The sequence below is a fragment of the Cognatishimia sp. F0-27 genome, assembly GCF_020667845.1.
Classification (GTDB): domain Bacteria; phylum Pseudomonadota; class Alphaproteobacteria; order Rhodobacterales; family Rhodobacteraceae; genus JAFMPQ01.
Genome location: NZ_JAFMPQ010000012.1, coordinates 56,849 through 76,088, shown reverse-complemented (window position 1 = coordinate 76,088; position 19,240 = coordinate 56,849). Strand labels below are relative to the sequence as shown.

Sequence of the window (19,240 nt, the reverse complement as noted above, 5' to 3'; positions counted from 1 at the left end):
CGGAGCGGCATATTTCGCCGCTCCGCATTCCTTTTAGGACATTTATCGCAATTGGCCTCCCGTATCGGGGGGCTTTCGTCTGGGGGTCACATGCCTGTTTTCTGGCTGTCACTACTGATTGTCGCGGTTGCAGCCGTCGGCTTCGTCCTCGCCCGGGGGCGGGCGCTTGCGGCTGTTGACGGAGATCGGCGCCACCTGCACAGCCTGCCGAATTATTATGGTTGGAACGCCGCTCTGAAGGTTCTGACGCCGGCTTTCGCGCTGCTGTTTGTCTGGCTGATCGTTCAGCCCATCTGGATGAATACCCAGATCGCGGGTGCGTTGCCCGATACCGCCGTGAGCGAAGACAGCACGCTTGCCCTCGTGATGTCGGATGTGCGCCGTGTGGCCGATGGTCTGGATCTTGCCGTGGCGCAGGGGATCATCTCCGAAACGAACGCTGCCGCGATCGAAGCCGGTGCCACGGATGTGCGGGGGGTCCTTGCGCAGGCGGGTGTGGCACTCGGCTCTGATGTGGATCCGACAGTGCTCGCCGCCGCCCAGTCATACCGGTCGCTGTCGGGGGTTGGCGATGCCGCCATGACGGTTGCGGTGCTGCTGTTGGCTCTTGCGGGGATGGGTTGGGCGCTCCGCCAAACCACTGCAGAGTTCCGTGCCCGCAACGTGGTCGAGCAGGGCGTGCGCGCGATGCTGCTGTTTGCGGCGTCCATTGCGATCCTCACCACGGTGGGAATCGTCTTTTCGCTGATCTTCAACACGGTGGAGTTCTTCCGGATCTACCCGGCGTCGGATTTCTTTGGCTCCCTGACATGGTCGCCAAGCTTCGGCGGCGGGTCGGAGCTCGGCATCTGGCCGCTCTTGTGGGGGACGCTCTATATCTCGTTGATCGCCTTGCTTGTGGCCGTCCCGATCGGACTGTTCGCAGCGATCTATCTCAGCGAATATGCCGGGTCCAAGGTCCGGGCTTTTGCCAAGCCGACGCTGGAGCTCCTCGCCGGCATCCCGACCATCGTCTACGGCCTTTTTGCGCTGTTGACGGTGGGGCCGCTTTTGCTGAGCGCGTTTGGCCGCGACGGGTTGAACTGGATGCAGGCCGGCACCGCGGTCATGACGGCGGGGCTTGTGATGGGGATCATGCTCATCCCGTTCGTTTCATCGCTTTCCGATGACATCATCAATGCCGTGCCGCAGGCGATGCGCGACGGGTCTTACGGGCTTGGCGCGACACAGTCGGAAACGATCCGCCAAGTGGTGATCCCCGCCGCCCTCCCGGGCATCGTGGGGGCAATCCTGCTGGCGGCGTCGCGGGCCATCGGCGAAACCATGATCGTTGTGCTTGGGGCAGGGGCCGCCGCCCGCCTGAGCCTCAACCCGTTTGAAGCCATGACCACCGTCACGGCCAAGATTGTCAGCCAGCTGACCGGAGATGCGGACTTCGCCTCGCCCGAGGCGCTGGTGGCCTTTGCCCTTGGGATGACGCTCTTCATCATCACCCTTGGGCTCAACGTTCTCGCACTCAGCATCGTGCGCAAATATCGGGAGCAATACGAATGAGCGACGCAAGCCTCGCCCCCGCCGCCAGCCCGCGCGCCCGGCGCTCGCTGATGGAGACGGATGCCCACACCGCCAAACGCAACGCCGCCGAAAAGCGGTTCCGCCTTTATGGGGTTGCGGCGATCTGCGCGGGCCTGTTTTTCCTCGTGGTGTTGCTGACCTCGATCCTCGGGAACGGGCTGTCCGCCTTCCAGCAGACCTTCATCACCACGCAGGTCTTTCTCGATCCGGCCAAGCTCGACAAGGCCGGGAACCGCGATCCGGACGACATCCGGAAGGTCTCGACCTTTGGCTATACGCCACTGATCCAGAATGCCGTGTTCGAGGAGGTGACATCGCGCAACATCGAAACCCCGCTGGACAGCGCAAAGGACATGAAAGCGCTAATCTCGGCTTCTGCGGCGGCGCAGGTGCGCGACTTTGTGATCGCCAACCCCGACCGGATCGGCGAGACGGTAGAGTTCCGCATTCTCGCCGCGTCGCGCGTGGATGGCTATCTCAAGGATCGGGTGTTTCGCGAAGACGTCGCGCGTGACAAGAATATCGACGCCGAGCATCTCGATCTGACCGACGCGCTGGTGAGCGCCGGGGTCATCGCCAAGCAATTCAACACCTCCTTCATCTTCGGGTCTGACGCGTCGGAAAGCCGCGCGGAATCCGCAGGTCTCGGGGTGTCGATGCTTGGGTCCTTCTTCATGATGCTTGTGGTGCTGGTCCTCGCACTGCCCATCGGGGTGGCGGCCTCGATCTACTTGGAGGAATTTGCGCCACAAAACCGGTTTACCGACCTGATCGAAGTCAATATCTCGAACCTCGCCGCCGTGCCGTCGATCGTGTTCGGTATCCTCGGTCTGGCGGTGTTCATCCAGTTCGCGCATCTGCCGCAATCGGCGCCAATTGTCGGGGGCTTGGTGCTGACCCTGATGACCTTGCCGACGATCATCATCTCGACACGCGCCTCGCTCAAATCGGTGCCGCCCTCGATCCGGGACGCGGCTCTTGGCGTGGGAGCGTCGAAGATGCAGGCGGTGTTCCACCATGTGCTGCCGCTGGCCATGCCCGGCATTCTCACGGGGACCATTATCGGCCTGGCCCAGGCGCTCGGCGAAACCGCACCGCTGCTTCTGATCGGGATGGTCGGCTATATCGCGACAAACTACCCGGACGGATTCGTGTCGGGGTTCATGGATCCCAACTCCGCCATGCCCGCACAGATCTACGAATGGGCCAAGCGCGCGGATCCGGCCTATTACGAGCGCGCCTGGGGCGGGATCATCATCCTTCTGGTGTTCCTGCTCACCATGAACCTGATCGCCATCCTGCTGCGGCGGCGGTTCGAACGGCGCTGGTGATCCGGCCCCGACTGCCATCCCGTTTTACCCGATGCCCATGCCGGCCCCGCTCTGGCAAGAAAGGGACAGACAATGTATGACGCCCCCCTGACGAGAAGAGAGGCCGCTGTGGACGACGTAAAGATTTCCGCCCGAGATGTTCAGGTGTTCTACGGCGACAACCACGCCATCAAGGACGTGGACGTGGACATTCAGGACAAGACCGTGACTGCTTTCATCGGGCCGTCGGGCTGTGGCAAGTCGACCTTCCTGCGCTGCCTGAACCGGATGAACGACACGATCGACATCTGCCGCGTGGAAGGCCGCATCACGATTGACGGCGACGATATCTACGACAAGCGCGTCGACCCCGTTCAGCTGCGCGCCAAGGTGGGGATGGTGTTTCAGAAGCCGAACCCGTTCCCCAAGTCGATCTATGACAATGTTGCCTACGGTCCCAAGATCCACGGCATGGCCAAGAACAAGGCCGAGCTTGACGAGATCGTGGAACGCGCCCTGCGCCGTGGCGCCATCTGGGACGAGGTCAAGGACCGCCTGCACGCGCCCGGCACCGGCTTGTCCGGCGGGCAGCAGCAGCGCCTGTGCATCGCCCGCGCGGTGGCCACGGAGCCGGAGGTGCTCTTGATGGACGAACCCTGTTCCGCCCTCGACCCGATTGCAACGGCCCAGGTCGAAGAGCTGATCGACGAGCTGCGCCAGACCTACTCCGTCGTGATCGTCACGCATTCCATGCAGCAGGCCGCCCGTGTGAGCCAGAAGACGGCGTTCTTCCATCTCGGCCATCTGGTGGAATTCGGCGAGACCGGACAGATCTTCACCAACCCCGAAGACAAGCGGACCGAAAGCTACATCACCGGTCGGATCGGATAAGGCATCATGGACAAGCTGACGCAACATATCTCCTCTGCGTTTGATCGCGACCTTGAAGGCATTCAGGCCCAGATCATGAAAATGGGCGGGCTGGTGGAGGCCGCCATCATGGGGGCGGCGACCTCGCTCGAGACCCGTGACGAAGAGCTCGCCGAAAAGGTGCGGGCGGGCGACAAGGCCATCGACGCGCTCGAAGAGAGCCTCAACGAGGAGGCGGCACGGGTTATCGCGCTGCGTGCGCCCACGGCGATCGACCTGCGGGTGATCCTGTCGGTCATGCGCATGTCGGCCAATCTCGAACGGATCGGAGACCTGTCCAAGAACATGGCCAAGCGGACGTCGGTTCTGGTGACCATGCCGGCGATCGGCGGCACGGCGACCTCGCTGCGTCGCATGGCGCGTGAGGTCGAGCTGATGCTCAAGGACGCGCTCGACAGCTATATTCAGCGCGATGAGGTGCTCGCGCTCGATGTGATCGCGCGCGATCGGGATGTGGACCAGATGTATAACACCCTGTTCCGCGAATTCCTGACCTTCATGCTGGAAGATCCGCGCAATATCACGCCCTGCATGCACCTGCATTTCATCGCCAAGAACATGGAACGCATGGGGGATCATGTCACCGCGATTGCGGAGCAGGTGGTGTTCCTGACCTCCGGTGCCAAACCGGAAGAGGCGCGCGAGAAGGCCGACCGGACATCGAGCGATCCGCGCCTGAGCAAAACGCCGCCTTTCGACACGCCGCAGGAGACCTGATCCATGGGCATGGGAGCACAGACCGGGCAACCGCTGGTTCTCGTGGTTGAAGACGAGCGCGCACAGCGCGAGGTCCTGGGCTACAATCTCGAAGCGGAAGGGTTTCGCGTTGCCTGTGCCGCGGATGGCGAAGAGGCGCTGTTGCTCGTCGAGGAAGAACAGCCAGACATCATCGTTCTGGACTGGATGCTTCCGACCGTGTCGGGGATCGAGATCTGCCGGCAGATCAAGACGAGACCCGAAACGCGCAGCACACCTGTCATCATGCTATCCGCCCGATCCGAAGAAGTGGACCGGGTGCGCGGGCTCGAGACGGGGGCGGATGATTACGTGGTCAAACCCTATTCGGTTCTGGAGCTGATGGCACGGGTCCGTGCCCAGCTGCGGCGAGCGCGTCCTTCGACCGCCGGGATCCGTCTGGAATTCGACGATATCGTGCTCGACAGCGAAACCCATCGCGTGACCCGTGCCGGCACCGAACTCAAGCTCGGGCCGACGGAGTTTCGGCTGCTCTCGACCTTCATGGAGAAGCCCGGTCGCGTTTGGACACGGGATCAGTTGCTCGACCGGGTCTGGGGGCGCGACATCTATGTCGATACCCGCACCGTGGATGTGCATATCGGGCGGCTTCGCAAGGCGCTGGGCCAGCATGGTGGCAGCGATCCGGTGCGCACGGTGCGCGGCGCCGGCTACGCGCTCGGCTGATCCCGCCGGGCTGGGATGCCGGGCGCTCCGGCCCTCGCACAGTGATCAGCGGGGCAGGGCATCCTCGTCTTCTGTGATCAGGGCGAGCCAGTCGCGGAAGGCTGTCAACGCTGCCGAGGCTGGCCGGTCATCCGGCCAGATGAGGTGGTAGGCGCCCAAGGTCATCGGAGCGCTGTCTGCCGCGGGCACCAGCGCGCCGCTGGCACGGTCCGTTTCGGAAAGGTAGTCAGGCAGAAGCGCGATGCCGAGACCGTGGATCGCGGCCTGCAGGATGGTGGTGAACTGGTCAAAACTGGTGCCGGGCAGGGGGCCGGGATCGACCCCTTGCGCCGTAAACCAAGTCTTCCAGGCATCGGGCCGCGTCTGAATATGCAGCAGCGGCAACCGCGCAAGCGCCTCAAGCGACACCGGCCCGTCAGGCAACAGGGCGCGGGCGGCCAGCGGGCGCACCCGCTCGGGCATGAGCCGGAGATGGCGTGTGCCCGGCCAGGCATCGGGGGAGCCGAAATGGATCGCCGCATCATAGGGCGCGTCGGCAAAGGCGAAGGGGCGCAGTTTGGTTGTCATGTTCACGGTGACATCCGGGTGACGGCGCGCGAAATCCGGCAGGCGTGGCACAAGCCAGCGCATGCCAAAACTCGGCAGGATCGCCAGGTGCAGCGCGCCGCCGGAGGGATCCAGCCGCAGAGCAAGCGCCCCTTGTGCAATCCGGTCCAGCGCATCCCGGCAAGTGGCGGCAAAATCACGGGCTTGCGGCGTCAGCCGCAAGGCGCGCCTGTCGCGCAGGAACAGGGTCACGCCCAGTTGCGCCTCAAGCGTCTTGAGCTGGCGCGACACGGCTGATTGCGTGAGATCGAGCTCTTCGGCCACGGCCGTGGCACTGCCCAAACGATCCAGCGCTTCCAATGCGCGCAGGGCAGGCAGCGGCGGCAGGGTGCGCCGGGCCAAGCTTAGGGGCTCTTTCATGCGGTTTCCTCATGTATTCTTGCAATAATGTCGTTTTACCATGCGTCCTGCGCAAGGTATACGCTGCGCAACGCCGCTTCCATATCGGACGCGCTGGAACAAAGGATGACCCCGATGAACGAGATGTCCTCAGTCAAACCAAGTCTGAAAGCAAAAGACGCCCCCGATCTGGGACAGTTCGACTGGGAGGACCCGTTCCGCCTGCAAGATCAGCTCTCCGAGGAAGAACGCATGCTGGCCGAGGGCGCGCGGGCCTTTGCACAGGAAAAGCTTCAGCCCCGGGTGATCGACGCCTTTCAGAACGAAACCGTTGAACCGGAGATCTTCCGGGAAATGGGTGAAATGGGTCTGCTCGGTGTGACAGTGCCCGAGGAATATGGCGGGATCGGTGCGGGCTATGTCAGCTACGGGCTTGTGGCGCGGGAAATCGAGCGCGTCGACAGTGGATACCGCTCGATGATGTCGGTGCAATCGAGCCTCGTGATGTATCCGATCTATGCCTACGGATCCGAAGAGCAGCGCAAGAAATACCTGCCCAAGCTGGCGAGCGGTGAGTGGATCGGCTGTTTCGGCCTGACCGAACCGGATGCCGGATCGGATCCCGCCGGGATGAAAACCCGTGCCGTGAAAACCTCTGACGGCTATCGTCTGACCGGCTCCAAGATGTGGATTTCGAACAGCCCGATCGCGGATGTCTTTGTGGTCTGGGCCAAGTCGGATGCCCATGACGGCAAGATTCGCGGATTTGTGCTCGAAAAAGGCATGAAAGGCCTGTCCGCGCCCAAGATCGGCAACAAGCTCAGCCTGCGCGCATCCGTGACCGGCGAGATCGTCATGGATGGTGTCGAGGTTGGCGAGGACGCGCTCTTGCCGCATGTGCAGGGGCTGAAAGGACCGTTCGGCTGTCTCAACCGCGCCCGCTACGGCATCAGCTGGGGGGTCATGGGGGCTGCGGAATTCTGCTGGCACGCCGCGCGCACCTATGGTCTGGACCGCAAGCAATTCGGCAAGCCGCTGGCCCAGACACAGCTGTTCCAGAAAAAACTCGCCGATATGCAGACGGAAATCGCGCTGGGACTGCAAGGTTCGTTGCAGGTGGGGCGTCTGATGGATGCGGCCAATGCCGCTCCGGAGATGATCTCCATCATGAAACGCAACAATTGCGGCAAGGCGCTCGATATCGCGCGAATGGCGCGGGACATGCATGGCGGCAACGGGATTTCCGCGGAATTCCAGGTGATCCGGCACATGGTCAATCTTGAAACGGTCAACACCTACGAGGGCACGCATGACGTTCACGCGTTGATCCTCGGACGCGCCCAAACCGGCCTGCAAGCGTTTTTCTGACGCGAGACACGATCGACGATCACACGGGTCGGGCCATCCTGTCAGGGTGGCCCGTTCTCATCTGAACTCTCTGATCGCGAAAGTAACTTGCGCCAAGCGGGCGTTTTCATGTGGAGTTCCAGCCAAACACCTGGCACAGAGCGACGAGAAGCGTTCAGACGCCTGTGGTGCGTGGCACAAGGCCCCGCAAGAGGAACGTGCCCGCCATCGAAACCGAGGACCAACAGCTGACCGCCCAAAACAGGCCCGGCCAGAACGGTCACGCGATCCAGTTGGACAGATAGCGGGACAAAAGGCGGTAAGGAATCATGGACCGCGCCGGGCACGCATGGGCACCCGGCGGCGGTCAGATCGACTTCTTGTGTTCTTTGCTTGCGCTGGCACGGACTGCACATATGCCACGCGGGCCCGCAAGGCGCCTGCCTCGACCACCCCGAAGAGATTGCTAGGGAGACCGATCCCTTCGTTGCGGGCCACATCATCCGATTGAACACCGAGCCTTCGACAGTCTGCGGCTGGCGGATCGGATGAGACCGCCAGCCGCAGAAACCCGAATTCCGCGCGCCACCCGTGTCGCGTCGCGAAACTATGTGCCCTGACCCTAGTCTTTCCAGAAGGGTTTGGCCGCTTCGATCATTGCCTCTGCGGGGCTGACGCCGATATCGTCAAGCCGGGCGCGGTCGAGAGTCGACAGCATGCGGCGCTGGCGGGCCCGGGCGATCCAGAAGCCGATCTTTCCGAATACCGGCTGGCTGGAGGGTTCAACGAAAAGGGTGGCTGCCGAGGTGGCGTTGGGAGCGATTGACTGTTGCATGGGGTATCTCCGTTTGTTGATGACACCGTTCTGACAGTCTTCGCGCCCCATCTCTGTGAAGCGGTTCACACAGCGCGGGTTTTGATGCGTTTTTTATCTCGAAGCCGGCTTCAAGGTTTTGTTTGGGCCATGACGCACGTGTTGCGCGGCGCCATCTCGCCGCGCTCGACAAGGCAATGAACGCGCCGTGCGCGGTGCAGAAGGGGAGGACGATGTGATGTTTCTCGGTCTCGATCTGGGCACATCCGGTGTCAAGGCAGTGCTCATCGACGATACCCAAACCCTGTGCGCCGAAGGTCACGGCGCCTTGACGGTGTCGCGCCCCCATCCCGGATGGTCGGAACAGCAGCCAGACCACTGGATCGAGGCGGCAAAGACCGCGATTGCAGCGCTTGCGGCGGGGCAGGACCTGTCATCCGTTGCCGCCATCGGACTTTCCGGACAGATGCATGGCGCGACACTGCTGGATGCACAGGACCGTGCGCTGCGTCCGGCGATCCTCTGGAACGACACGCGCGCGCATGCCGAAGCGGCACAGCTTGATGCCGACCCCCGATTTCGCGCGACAAGCGGGAACATCGTCTTTCCCGGCTTCACCGCACCAAAGCTGCTTTGGGTGCGCCATCGCGAGCCGGAGGTCTTTGCGCAGACGGCCAAGGTCCTGTTGCCCAAGGATTACCTGCGCTTGTGGCTAACCGGAACGCATGTCACGGATATGTCCGACGCGGCCGGAACAAGCTGGCTCGACACCGGGCGCCGGGATTGGAGCGATGATCTGCTGTCAGCCACCGGCATGTCGCGCGCGCAGATGCCCGATCTGGTGGAAGGGTCCGCCATATCCGGCACATTGCGACCCGAGGTGGCCTCACGGTTCGGTATGCGCTCCGGCATTCCTGTCGCGGGAGGTGCCGGGGACAACGCGGCCTCGGCCATTGGCATGGGTGTGACGGAACCGGGGCAAGGCTTTGTGTCGCTGGGAACGTCTGGCGTGCTCTTCGCGCCAAGCGCCGGCTATGCCCCGGCGCCGGACTCGGCCCTGCACAGTTTCTGTCACGCTTTGCCCGGATACTGGCACCAGATGGGGGTCATCCTTGCGGCCTCTGACGCGCTGACATGGTTTGCCAATTTTGTCGGATCAACCCCGGCTGCGTTGACGGCGGATCTCGGTTCGCTTCGCGCACCTGGCAGGACGTTGTTCCTGCCGTATCTGGGCGGTGAACGCACACCGCATAATGACGCCCAGGTGCGCGGTGCGCTGCTTGGTCTTGACCATGCCACCGACGGTGAGTCCGGCGTGCGCGCCGTGCTTGAGGGGGTGAGCTTCGCGCTGCGGGATTGTCTTGACGCCATGCAGCAGAGCGGCACGCGGCTCGATGGGTTGATCGCCGTCGGCGGAGGTGCGCGCTCGGACTACTGGTTACGGGTTCTGGCGACGGTGCTTGAGTTGCCGATAGACGTACCGGCCAAGGGCGATTTCGGCGCTGCGTTCGGGGCAGCGCGCTTGGCCATGATGGCCGCGGGGCAGGGTGGTCACGAACTGGCCAAGCCGCCACGCATTGACCGGACAATCGATCCCGACCCCGGTCTGACCGATGCATTCTCTGCCGCGCATAAGCGGTATCAGTCTGCCTATGCTGCGCTCCGAAGCCTATCGTGAAGCGATGATTACCGCTCCCGCGTGCTCAAAGTGCCGGGCTCCAAGCGTGAAGATTGCGCGGCAAGACGCTGACATTCATCGACAAGTCTGGATCGCGAGACGCAGCGCCCGAACAAACCCACCGACAAACCCGGCAGTTTCGGAACAGCATTCTCGGTCATGTGCCGCGGAGTCCACGGCCGATCTACCGCCGGGACGTTCCGCGCGCATGACTTCTGCTTTTGTGGGGTGGCTGGGGGCTCATCAAGATGGCGCGTCCGTTATTCGATAAGTGTGAGAACTCTCCTGGCCACGGTCGCAAAACAGGCGCCCGCGTTCGACCTGCGCAGAGCGTGTTGGGCCCTCGACATTCGGTTTGGGGCCGTCCACCTTCATTCAAGTTTCAGCGCCCATGGAAAGGGGTGTTCCGCCACCAATTGTCTTCTTGGCTGGGTGCAACTGCTTTGGGTTTGTCGGTCCGGACGTCGGTGCATTAGCCCCACAGCAATATCCCATAATCAGTATTATGGTAAAATTGAACATATGAAGAGACCCGTAGCCTTGCGCCAAAAGCTTGAGAAAATCCCCTCAAGCATCTGTTAAATAACCCAATTCTCTAAAGAAGAATGTCTGAGCCGTCAAAACTGCCAACGACCGTTATCGTGGCGTCGACACCAGGGTCGCTATTCACATGAAGCTCTACAACGCTGACCCCAGCCGTGCTTGAGATCACAAGCTCGCCCGGTCCGGGACTGCCTGACGTTGATATCGTGAACGCCTGATTGCCCGGAATCGTCGCGTTGGCGTCCATCAGATACAGATTGAGGATGTCGCCCTCTGATCCGTTGAAATCCTCGATGACGTCGCTGGCATCGGTCGGCGAACGGTAGACGAAATTATCCGCACCATCTCCGCCGAGGATGGTGTCACTGCCCGGACCGCCCTCAAGGAAGTCGTTCTGTGGGCCACCGACAAGAACATCCAGACCGGACCCGCCATAGAGCCGATCCTCACCAGATCCACCGCGCAGCGTGTCATTCCCGTCCAGCCCGTAAACCCGATCATCTCCAAGGCTTCCTTCAAGCACGTTGCCATGTGCGCGCGTGCCATAGATTGTGTCGTGCGACGCACCGCCAAAGACGTGTTCAACCGCGATGATCTGGTCCATCCCGGCACCACCGGTGGCGAATTCATTCTCAAGATTGACCGTTACCGGGCTGAAAATACCGGAGAAAATAACCTGATCAAACCCTGGTCCACCATTGATCAGATCGTCGCCCGGCCCGCCGTCCAACACATCAGGGAAAGCCTCGCCAGACAGCGTATCATCGCCCGCTTCGCCCACCAGTCGGTCCGCATCATGCCCGCCAAACAGTCGGTCATGACCCCGGCCACCGATGAGCGTATCCGCATGATCGCCGCCATAGAGCCAATCGCCATCGTCACCTCCCAGAAGCGAGTCCGCACCGTCCTGACCCAAAAGCGAGTCACTTCCGCGCAAACCGAACAGCGTGTCGTTGCCGGCGTCGCCCTCGATCCGGTTGCCGTGGATCTGGGTGCCGTAAATGCTGTCGTCAAACGCCGATCCTGACACAAATTCAATATTTGTCAGAACGTCACTGCCTTCGCCGCTGGCCGTTCCGGCTTCGAGGTTAACAGCGACCGCGCCGGGAGACGCGGCGAAGAACACCCAATCGAAATTGCTCCCACCATCCAGCGTGTCGTCGCCGGGCCCACCCAGAAGCGTATCGCTTTGAGATCCACCAAAGAGACGATCGGAGTCGCGCCATCCGCTGAGAAAGTCTTCTCCTGCGCCGCCATAGAGCCAGTCGCTGCCGGCGCCCCCGTAAAGATCGTCATCCCCCGCCGCGTTCTCATAGGCCAGGATCTCGGTCAGGAAGTCCCGGTTCAACCGATCAAACGCGCCTGTAACCGTCGTGTAAGGCACATAGCCGCGTTCAAGTCCCGCAAGCGTGGAGTGCAGCCGGTCCTCGACGGAAACACCGCTGGCATCCAGCGACAGGATCGTCACATCGCCCGCCTCGGCATAGAATATATCCGCCTGATCCATGGCGATGGTCAGGTTGCGACTGACGTAGTTTTCAAGCAGCATCGCATCTATGGCACCGTAGAACGCCAGAGACGTCGGATCGGTCGGAAGCGCGGCAAGCTCCGGGCCGGTGGCAAACTGCCCGTCTCCGCCAATCAGGGCATTTTGAAGGATGTAAGGATCGCCATTGATCACCAATCGGAAATCCTCTGGCAAGGGCACGTCCGCGCCCTGCCCGCGCAATCGGATCAGCTCGGTGTCGATATGATCCGCCAGGTCGATGATCAGGTCCCGCATGTCTCGGGCGTTTTGCCCGACGAGCACGTTAAACGCTATGCTGCCTTGCGGGTTTTCGGCCAGCGCGTAATCGTAATAGGCCGCAATGTCGTCGAGAAATATGCCCGTTGCGCCAAGCTCGAGCAGCGCTGTCGCGCGGGTTTCAAGCACCGTTTGCCAGTCGCTTGAGCCAAAATCCACTTGCCGCGCATTGGTAAAAACCGGATCGGCATCGCCCATCCATGGCGGCGCCGCAACGGCCATGCCATCGGCAAACCCGGTGTCTGTCCAGGCCGGGTTCCAGTTGGTCTGATAATCGTTGATGCGCGCAGCGCTGAGGTAAAGAAGCGCCTCCTTGCCGGAAGACTGGATCGTATCGATCTGCGCCGTGGTCCAGAGCACTTCATCTGCCGGGACCGCACCGATGATGAGGCTGGACGCACCGATGATGACCATGTCATGCGGCGCGTCGCGGAGATCCTGGGCATTGTAGTTTTGCGGCGATCCGCCGGCGGTGCCGTTTTGATACAGCAGGCCCCATGTTTCAAACGGGCTCGGCGCATACCCGTCACCCGCTGCAAGCGCCGCGAGGATCGCGTTTTCTGAGCCGAAAGGGGTAAAGACGAGGTCGCCCTGATCGCCGTAAAGCGTGTCGTTCCCGTCGTTCCCGACAAGCGTATCGTCACCGTCGCTCCCGGTCAGTGCGTCCGCACCACTGCCGCCGCGCCATTCATTGATCGGGTTCCAACCAAAATCCGGTGCCATTCCACCCTGCCCTTCGCTTCGCAATCCATGCAAGAAGCAGCCAAATCGGTGCTGCATGCTGACTCAGATTGCCGCTCAGGCCCGTGCGAGGCAAATGCAAAATCAATTTCTGGTCGAGTTGTTGAGGGGTCTTTGTCGCTGAGCGTGTTTTTCCGGCGGCGATTTTGTGCGTGGGGCTCAACGCAGCAGGCTCGCCCGCGGTCGCCGGCACCCATACGCAAAACGGGCAGACCGCATGGATCTGCCCGTCAGGAAACGTAGGGTATTTCGACGCTGACCCGTTAGTTCACGGTCACCCAACGCAGGATAAAGAAGTTATCGGGCCGTTGTGTCAGCGCGATGTTTTCTTGTGTGCCCCAGAGCAATGGCTGCACATACATCGGCACATACGCGGCCTCGTCCTGATAAATGGCAACGATCTCATCCATCATGTCCTGACGCTTGGCTTCGTCGATTTCCGATTGAACCATGGGCAGGAGTTCGTCCACCCGCGCATTCGAGAACCCGCCGAAGTTCCAGCTTCCAAGCCGCTTTTCCGCGTTCGGCGTGGTCACGAGGAACCGGATCGGGTGTTCATGGTCAAACGTGCCCGGCGACCAGCCAAGCAGATACATATCGAAGTTGTCCGCACGCAGTTCGGGCCAATAGCCGGCGACCGGCATCGCGTCGAGCTGCGCCTCCAGACCGACCTGCGCCAGCATCGAAACCACCGCCTGACAGACGCTTTCATCGTTGAGATACCGGTCGTTGGGGCATTTCAGACCGAACGAGAACCCGTTCTCATAGCCGGCTTCGGCCAGTAGAGCGCGCGCGCCTTCCGGATCGTAGGCGTAACGCGCCGCGCGGGCCTCCGAGTAGCCACGCATGGCCGGGCTCACAAGCTGGCTGACCGGTTCGGCGGAGTTGCGCATGATCGTCTGGCGGATTGCATCCACGTTAATCGCGTGATTGATGGCCTGACGCACGCGCGCATCGGCAAACGGGTTCGGATCCCCGGCATTGGCGCCATATTTCAGCACGTCGTGATCATGCGCAAAGCCGAGCATGATGACGCGCGCCTCAATACCGCGAATGACCTTGGTTCCGTCACGCTCGTCGATCCGCGCCGCATCCTGAACCGGCACCGGGTTGATCATGTCCACATCACCCGACAACAATGCCGCCACGGCGGTGGCTGAATTGTCGATCGGCGTAAAAACGGCCTCGGTGATGTTGCTCTCCATCTCGTCCCACCAGCCGTCAAACGGCACCAGCGTCGTGGACAGTCCCGGCTGACGCTCCGACACCCTGAAGGCCCCGGTTCCGTTGGCGTTCAGCGTCGCGAAATTCCCGTTTTCCTTGTCCGGGCGCGCGGCATCATTGCTTTCGGCCCAGCCGCTATCCATCATCATCCAGTTGGCGATGCTGTCCGGGAAGATGGGGTTTGGCGCATTGGTCAGGATCTCGACCGTGTAGTCATCCACGACCCGAAGATCGGAAACCGGGGCGAACCAGCTTCCGGTATCGGCCTCTTCGGAACTGGCGCGCTGATAGCTGAAAAGCACGTCTTCGGCGGTAAAGGCCGAGCCATCGTGGAACGTCACGCCTTCCCGCAAGGTGAAACGCCAGCCCTCGCCGTTGCCGATCGGCTCCCACGCGGTTGCCAGGGCCGGCTCGATGGCCATGTCCTTGCCGCGTCGCACGAGGCCTTCATAGACGTTGTTCAGAAACCCGAGGACTGCCCCCGAATTCACGGCATGTGGGTCGAGCGTCTGCGGGTCCGTTGTTCCGGCCCATTGAAACCGTTCCGCCTGAGCTCCGGCAGTCAGCGCCACCGTTGCAAGTCCGGCAAGTGCGATCGTCCGCATGGCCTGCCCCTTTCCTGTTGTGGTTATCACTTCGTTATTGCGTGCCGCGTTTTCGAACCGATCCGAGGTCTGTCGCAGCGACCGCGGGATAGTGCCCAAATGGGTCAAGACCGGGCTTCTGGACCCCGTCACCGACCCCCTGCGGCAATTTGGCAGGGTAGCGTCAATGACCGGGCATGCAACTCACGAATCCGCGCAGACGGGCGAAGTTTCGGATGTCGTGCCGCATGGGTGGTGAAACCTTGCGCCAAAGCGGTCTGAAATGGCGCGGGAGTGACATGTGACGCAACAAAGTTGCCCCTTGGCCCGAGAAGCCGATAGACAGTTTCCAATGCATTCTTTACCGTTTGGTCAACTCTCGCAGGACAAAGACCCGCTCTCCATGCGCAAAATGCTCATCCTCAATGGACCCAATCTCAATCTGCTGGGATTGCGCGAGCCTGAAATCTATGGCCACCGAACCCTGGCCAATGTGGAAGCGCTGTGCGTGGCACATGGCGAACGGCTTGGTGTGTCCGTGCGCTGCGTGCAGTCGAACCATGAGGGCGCGCTTGTGGATGAGATCCACGCGGCACGCGGCACGGTTGACGGCGTGGTTCTGAACGCCGGCGCGTATACGCACAGTTCCATCGCCCTGCATGATGCCATCGCCGGTACGCAGGTTCCGGTGGTGGAACTGCATCTGAGCAATATTCACGCCCGCGAAAGCTTTCGTCACCAATCCTTCATCGCGCCGGTTGCCATCGGGATGATTTGCGGCTTCGGGGTGCGCGGCTACACGCTCGCAATGGACGCCTTGCTGAGCCATCTGGAGGGGGATAGATGAGCGCGCTCGATCCTGATGCCTTGATCGCATTGACCAATATCGACACGGTCGAAGAGCTTTGGGAACGGCATTGCGCTGCAATGCGCGATTACGGGTTCGACAGGTTGATCTACGGGTTTACCAATTTCAAGACGGAGACGTCGCTGGGCGATCCCAACGATTTCGTGGTCCTGTCCAATCACAACCCGGAGTATCGCAAAGGGTTTGTGGAAGACGGGCTCTACCGGCACGCCCCGATGGTCCGGTGGGCCCTGACCAACGAAGGCTTCAGCAGTTGGCGCGTGATGGGCAAAGAGATCGAGGCCGGCAATCTCGACGCCAAAACCATGGAAGTGGTTGCGTTCAACCTCAGCCATAAGGTCGTCGCCGGCTATACCATCAGCTTCCAGTCGGTCTCCAGGCGGTCGAAAGGGGCGATTTCACTGACCGCGGCGGAGGGCATGACTCAAGACGATGCAGATGCGGTCTGGGAGAAGCATGGCAAGACCATCGTATTGCTCAACAACCTCGTGCATCTCAAGTTGCTGACGCTGCCCATCACGCTGCCCAACCAATCCCTGACCCCCCGCCAAAGAGAGGCGCTCGAATGGGTCGGTGATGGCAAGACGATGCAGGACATCGCGCAGATCATGGGGCTGACACAGGCGACCATCGAAAAGCACCTGCGGCTCGCCCGAGAGACCTTGAACGTGGAGACTACCGCGCAAGCGGTCGCCAAAGCGTCCTTTCTCAACCAAATGTATGTGATCCACGCAGCCTGACCGAATTGGCTCGCAGGCTGACCCGCTGACGGGAACGGGAGCGTCTTTTTTGTGGACCCCGTCAATTTGCGCGCCATTGACACGGCGCCCGTTGGATTGCGAGCGCAAGGCCGCCGAATTGAGTCGCACGGCAATTGTCCGGCAAAAGCGAACAGTCTTTTCGTCTGAAGCGGTTTAGATCACCCCCAAACACACTGGAATTAGAAAAATTTTATAAAATTTTTTATATATTTATCAGTGAATTATGGTGAGCATGCCGTGATTTTTTGTGCGGTCTGGAAATCCCTACTTTCAGTGAATCTGAGCACGGGTCATTATCTGATTGTTCCGTGAGTGGTGGCTTTAAGCCATGGGACGAAGAGGCCGCACCCCGACGATATTCGGGCCATGTGGTTTCGCCGGTGTCAAAGCCGGAGCTGGTTTCCCGGGGTGCAATTTTCGTGCCTCGGGGCCGGCATCTTTCCGGGGTTGCAATCATCCCCAATGTCTCGTGCGAGCCCGGAAGGACATCTTCTCGAGCCGGAGTCCAGCCCGTCCTGCTGGGGTCCGGCTCGTTCCGTTTCTCACCGCTCCATCGAGGCGGCATGTGCGGGACACGCCTGCTCCTGGAATCGTCGTGCCCCGTCCGATCCGCATTTTCGGGCAGCCTATACCCGCGCCCACCGGCCTCTGACTTCATGAAGCTTTGGTGCAGCCCTCCATCCAAATCGAACGAACTCGAAAAAACCGGCACAAAATGCGCCGGTTTCTTGTCTTGTCTCGCTTACCCAATCCCTGCCCCCGAAAGGGGCGAAGGGGCGGGATCAGCCCTGAACGGCTTTCGCAACCTCGGCTGCGAAGTCTTCTGCTTCTTTCTCGATGCCTTCGCCGACCTGCAGACGCACGTAGCCGGTGATCGTGGCGCCGGCTTCTTCTGCGGCCTTTTCCACGGTCAGGTCCGGATTGACGACGAACTGCTGCCCAAGAAGCGTCACTTCCGCGAGGAATTTCTTCATCCGACCGACGATCATCTTCTCGATCACCTGCTCGGGCTTGCCGCTTTCGCGCGCAATGTCGATCTGGACCTGGCGTTCCTTCTCGACAACCGCCGGATCGAGATCCGCTTCGGACAGCGACTGCGGGTTTGCCGCGGCGATGTGCATCGCAACCTGGCGGCCAAAGGCTTCGTCACCACCGGTCATGGCGACGAGCACGCCAATCTGACCCATGCCCGGCGCGGCAGCATTGTGGATATAGGTCACAACGGTGTCGCCGGAGATCTTCTCCATGCGGCGCAGCGACATGTTCTCGCCAATCGTGGCGATCTTATCGGTGATCGTGTCGGCCACGGTCTTGCCGCCGATATCGGCAGCCTTGAGCGCCTCCACATCATCCGCGCCGATCGCGGCATCCGCGATCTTGCCAACCATCTCCTGGAACTCGGCGTTCTTGCCGACGAAATCCGTCTCGGAGTTGACTTCCACGGCAACGCCGGTGCCACCTTCGACCTTGACGGCCACGAGGCCTTCGGCTGCAGTCCGTCCGGACTTCTTGGCGGCTTTGGCCAGACCCTTGGTGCGCAGCCAGTCAATGGCCGCATCCATGTCGCCATCTGTCTCGGTCAGCGCCTTCTTGGCATCCATCATGCCTGCGCCGGTCATCTCGCGCAGTTGCTTCACCTGTTGAGCGGAAATCGCCATGGTGGTCTCCTCATGTCTCTGGGTCATCCGGCGCGCAGATCCGTCCTGCGCCGGGTTCAAACGGGGCGCCGGAGGCCTGAAACCCCGCGGCGCAACTGGCTGGCGTCAAACGGGCATGCCGCGGACACGACATGCCATGACCATGGGGCCGGAGCCCCCTGGCTTATGCGCCTTCGGCCGGGGTCTCTTCGGCTGCGGCGGGAGCCGATTCCTCGGCCATCGTCTCTTCGGCGGGGGCTTCCTCAAACGCGCCGAGATCAACGCCTGCGGCACCGAGCTGAGCGCTCATGCCGTCCAGAGCGGCCCGGCTGGCGAGATCGCAGTAAAGCGCGATGGCACGGGCCGCGTCGTCGTTGCCGGGGATAATGTAGTCAACACCGTCGGGCGAGCAGTTGGTATCCACAACCGCCACAACCGGGATGCCGAGCTTGTTGGCTTCGGCAACGGCCAGCGCTTCTTTCTTGACGTCGATGACAAAGAGCAGATCCGGCACACCGCCCATCTCGCGGATGCCGCCAAGCGAGGCTTGCAGCTTCTGCTGGTCACGCTCCATGCCAAGACGCTCTTTCTTGGTCAGGCCTTCGGCGCCCTGCTCCATCAGCTCGTCGATCTGCTTGAGGCGCGAAATCGACTGCGAGACGGTCTGCCAGTTGGTGAGCGTGCCACCGAGCCAGCGGTGGTTCATGTAATACTGGGCACATTTCTCGGCGGCATCGGCAACGGGCTGCGCCGCCTGACGCTTGGTGCCGACGAAGAGCACACGACCGCCCTTGGCGACGGTCTCACGGATCGCGTTCAGCGCCGCATCGAGAAGCGGCACGGTCTGCGTCAGGTCCATGATGTGGATGCCGTTGCGCGCGCCGTAAATGAACTCGCCCATGCGGGGGTTCCAGCGCTGCGTCTGGTGGCCGAAGTGCACGCCAGCTTCAAGTAGCTGACGCATGGTGAACTCGGGAAGAGCCATGTCGTCTATCCTTTTCCGGTTTATCCTCGGCGGGGGATCACGCATCGCCCGGGTCAACCCGAACCGCTGCGC

General features: G+C 61.6%; 15 protein-coding genes. 9 read left to right on the top strand and 6 right to left on the bottom strand.

What is annotated here, in order from left to right:
* Positions 1-90 precede the first annotated feature (90 nt).
* The 5 genes from pstC (at position 91) to phoB (ending at position 5,237) form a co-directional block, all read left to right on the top strand.
* A complete protein-coding gene (gene pstC / locus J1C49_RS08590) occupies positions 91-1,554 on the top strand; it encodes a phosphate ABC transporter permease subunit PstC (RefSeq protein ID WP_227445406.1) in 1,464 nt (487 codons plus the stop codon).
* Positions 1,551-2,906, top strand: coding sequence for a phosphate ABC transporter permease PstA (pstA, locus tag J1C49_RS08585; RefSeq protein WP_227445405.1), 1,356 nt, complete (start codon positions 1,551-1,553; stop codon positions 2,904-2,906). Before pstC ends, pstA begins: the two co-directional genes overlap by 4 nt.
* A gap of 72 nt (positions 2,907-2,978) precedes the next feature.
* On the top strand, positions 2,979-3,776 hold the full coding sequence (gene pstB, locus J1C49_RS08580) for a phosphate ABC transporter ATP-binding protein PstB (RefSeq protein WP_227445404.1): 798 nt from the start codon (positions 2,979-2,981) through the stop codon (positions 3,774-3,776).
* A 6-nt stretch (positions 3,777-3,782) separates the two neighbouring features.
* A complete protein-coding gene (gene phoU, locus J1C49_RS08575; protein ID WP_227445403.1) occupies positions 3,783-4,532 on the top strand; it encodes a phosphate signaling complex protein PhoU in 750 nt (249 codons plus the stop codon).
* A gap of 9 nt (positions 4,533-4,541) precedes the next feature.
* The gene (gene phoB, locus J1C49_RS08570) at positions 4,542-5,237 is read left to right on the top strand and encodes a phosphate regulon transcriptional regulator PhoB (protein ID WP_227445447.1); all 696 of its coding nucleotides are present in this window, start codon (positions 4,542-4,544) and stop codon (positions 5,235-5,237) included.
* Between the two features lie 45 nt (positions 5,238-5,282).
* Here phoB and J1C49_RS08565 read toward each other — a convergent pair whose 3' ends face one another.
* Positions 5,283-6,203 (bottom strand): LysR substrate-binding domain-containing protein, encoded by a 921-nt coding sequence (locus J1C49_RS08565; RefSeq protein WP_227445402.1) that lies wholly within the window; start codon positions 6,201-6,203, stop codon positions 5,283-5,285.
* A gap of 123 nt (positions 6,204-6,326) precedes the next feature.
* Here J1C49_RS08565 and J1C49_RS08560 point away from each other — a divergent pair, with 123 nt between their 5' ends.
* Entirely contained in the window at positions 6,327-7,550 is a 1,224-nt protein-coding gene (locus J1C49_RS08560; RefSeq protein WP_227445446.1) for an acyl-CoA dehydrogenase, read from the top strand.
* Positions 7,551-8,151: 601 nt separating this feature from the next.
* On the opposite strand, the gene J1C49_RS08555 is transcribed toward J1C49_RS08560, so the two are convergent.
* Positions 8,152-8,364, bottom strand: coding sequence for a DUF1127 domain-containing protein (locus J1C49_RS08555; RefSeq protein ID WP_227445401.1), 213 nt, complete (start codon positions 8,362-8,364; stop codon positions 8,152-8,154).
* Between the two features lie 217 nt (positions 8,365-8,581).
* Here J1C49_RS08555 and xylB point away from each other — a divergent pair, with 217 nt between their 5' ends.
* Positions 8,582-10,021: a xylulokinase gene (gene xylB, locus J1C49_RS08550; protein ID WP_227445445.1), complete on the top strand. Its 1,440-nt coding sequence runs from the start codon at positions 8,582-8,584 to the stop codon at positions 10,019-10,021.
* 595 nt (positions 10,022-10,616) lie between these two features.
* Here xylB and J1C49_RS08545 read toward each other — a convergent pair.
* Together J1C49_RS08545 and J1C49_RS08540 are read right to left on the bottom strand one after the other, a co-directional pair.
* Positions 10,617-13,091, bottom strand: coding sequence for a hypothetical protein (locus J1C49_RS08545; protein ID WP_227445400.1), 2,475 nt, complete (start codon positions 13,089-13,091; stop codon positions 10,617-10,619).
* A gap of 281 nt (positions 13,092-13,372) precedes the next feature.
* Complete coding sequence (locus J1C49_RS08540) at positions 13,373-14,938, bottom strand: ABC transporter substrate-binding protein (RefSeq protein ID WP_227445399.1); 1,566 nt, start codon at positions 14,936-14,938, stop codon at positions 13,373-13,375.
* Positions 14,939-15,320: 382 nt separating this feature from the next.
* Between J1C49_RS08540 and aroQ the strand changes: the two genes are divergently transcribed.
* Both aroQ and J1C49_RS08530 read left to right on the top strand, forming a co-directional pair.
* Positions 15,321-15,764 carry a type II 3-dehydroquinate dehydratase gene (gene aroQ / locus J1C49_RS08535; protein ID WP_227445398.1) on the top strand — a complete coding sequence of 148 codons (444 nt, stop codon included), beginning with the start codon at positions 15,321-15,323 and terminating at the stop codon, positions 15,762-15,764.
* Complete coding sequence (locus J1C49_RS08530) at positions 15,761-16,525, top strand: LuxR family transcriptional regulator (protein ID WP_227445397.1); 765 nt, start codon at positions 15,761-15,763, stop codon at positions 16,523-16,525. The genes aroQ and J1C49_RS08530 overlap by 4 nt, the downstream gene beginning before the upstream one ends.
* Before the next feature lie 803 nt (positions 16,526-17,328).
* On the opposite strand, the gene tsf is transcribed toward J1C49_RS08530, so the two are convergent.
* Both tsf and rpsB read right to left on the bottom strand, forming a co-directional pair.
* Positions 17,329-18,204, bottom strand: a complete 876-nt coding sequence (gene tsf, locus J1C49_RS08525) for a translation elongation factor Ts (protein WP_227445444.1) — start codon at positions 18,202-18,204, stop codon at positions 17,329-17,331.
* Positions 18,205-18,367: 163 nt separating this feature from the next.
* A complete protein-coding gene (rpsB, locus tag J1C49_RS08520; protein WP_227445396.1) occupies positions 18,368-19,168 on the bottom strand; it encodes a 30S ribosomal protein S2 in 801 nt (266 codons plus the stop codon).
* Between the last annotated feature and the right edge of the window lie 72 nt (positions 19,169-19,240).

Bases quoted from the DNA above. Each gene is read 5' to 3' on its own strand.
- xylB (WP_227445445.1), top strand. From the start codon at position 8,582: ATGTTTCTCGGTCTCGATCTGGGCACATCCGGTGTCAAGGCAGTGCTC.
- phoB (WP_227445447.1), top strand. From the start codon at position 4,542: ATGGGAGCACAGACCGGGCAACCGCTGGTTCTCGTGGTTGAAGACGAG.
- J1C49_RS08540 (WP_227445399.1), bottom strand. From the start codon at position 14,938: ATGCGGACGATCGCACTTGCCGGACTTGCAACGGTGGCGCTGACTGCC.
- pstA (WP_227445405.1), top strand. From the start codon at position 1,551: ATGAGCGACGCAAGCCTCGCCCCCGCCGCCAGCCCGCGCGCCCGGCGC.
- aroQ (WP_227445398.1), top strand. From the start codon at position 15,321: ATGCGCAAAATGCTCATCCTCAATGGACCCAATCTCAATCTGCTGGGA.
- J1C49_RS08530 (WP_227445397.1), top strand. From the start codon at position 15,761: ATGAGCGCGCTCGATCCTGATGCCTTGATCGCATTGACCAATATCGAC.
- J1C49_RS08560 (WP_227445446.1), top strand. From the start codon at position 6,327: ATGTCCTCAGTCAAACCAAGTCTGAAAGCAAAAGACGCCCCCGATCTG.
- pstC (WP_227445406.1), top strand. From the start codon at position 91: ATGCCTGTTTTCTGGCTGTCACTACTGATTGTCGCGGTTGCAGCCGTC.
- pstB (WP_227445404.1), top strand. From the start codon at position 2,979: ATGTATGACGCCCCCCTGACGAGAAGAGAGGCCGCTGTGGACGACGTA.
- J1C49_RS08555 (WP_227445401.1), bottom strand. From the start codon at position 8,364: ATGCAACAGTCAATCGCTCCCAACGCCACCTCGGCAGCCACCCTTTTC.
- tsf (WP_227445444.1), bottom strand. From the start codon at position 18,204: ATGGCGATTTCCGCTCAACAGGTGAAGCAACTGCGCGAGATGACCGGC.
- J1C49_RS08545 (WP_227445400.1), bottom strand. From the start codon at position 13,091: ATGGCACCGGATTTTGGTTGGAACCCGATCAATGAATGGCGCGGCGGC.
- phoU (WP_227445403.1), top strand. From the start codon at position 3,783: ATGGACAAGCTGACGCAACATATCTCCTCTGCGTTTGATCGCGACCTT.
- rpsB (WP_227445396.1), bottom strand. From the start codon at position 19,168: ATGGCTCTTCCCGAGTTCACCATGCGTCAGCTACTTGAAGCTGGCGTG.
- J1C49_RS08565 (WP_227445402.1), bottom strand. From the start codon at position 6,203: ATGAAAGAGCCCCTAAGCTTGGCCCGGCGCACCCTGCCGCCGCTGCCT.